The sequence below is a fragment of the Pseudoalteromonas sp. SG43-7 genome, from assembly GCF_014164295.1.
Taxonomy (GTDB): Bacteria; Pseudomonadota; Gammaproteobacteria; order Enterobacterales; family Alteromonadaceae; genus Pseudoalteromonas; species Pseudoalteromonas rhizosphaerae.
Genome location: NZ_JACJEY010000225.1, coordinates 1 through 253 on the forward strand (window position 1 = coordinate 1; position 253 = coordinate 253).

Annotated in this window: 1 pseudogene; it reads right to left on the reverse strand. The window is 41.1% G+C overall.

What is annotated here, in order from left to right:
• Positions 1–253, reverse strand: a pseudogene (locus H5200_RS23630) (integrase core domain-containing protein); the annotation flags it as partial.

The window sequence follows — 253 nt, forward strand, 5'->3', positions numbered from 1 at the left end:
GATTCAAATTTACTTCGTTTATCATTGACCAATCTCGTGACTTTCCTGACCAACGACTTGGGTTATTCAATTTAGCTGCGTCGTTTACCTGCTGACGCTTGGCTAATATCTCTTTATCTAAACCTGAATGACGCTGATTTGGCGTGACAAATTTTATACCGCTGTGCAAATGCTCGTTATTGTACCAATCTACAAACCCTGCCACCCATTTTCTTGCTGTGCTTATTTCTGCAAATGGCTTTTCTGGGTAGTC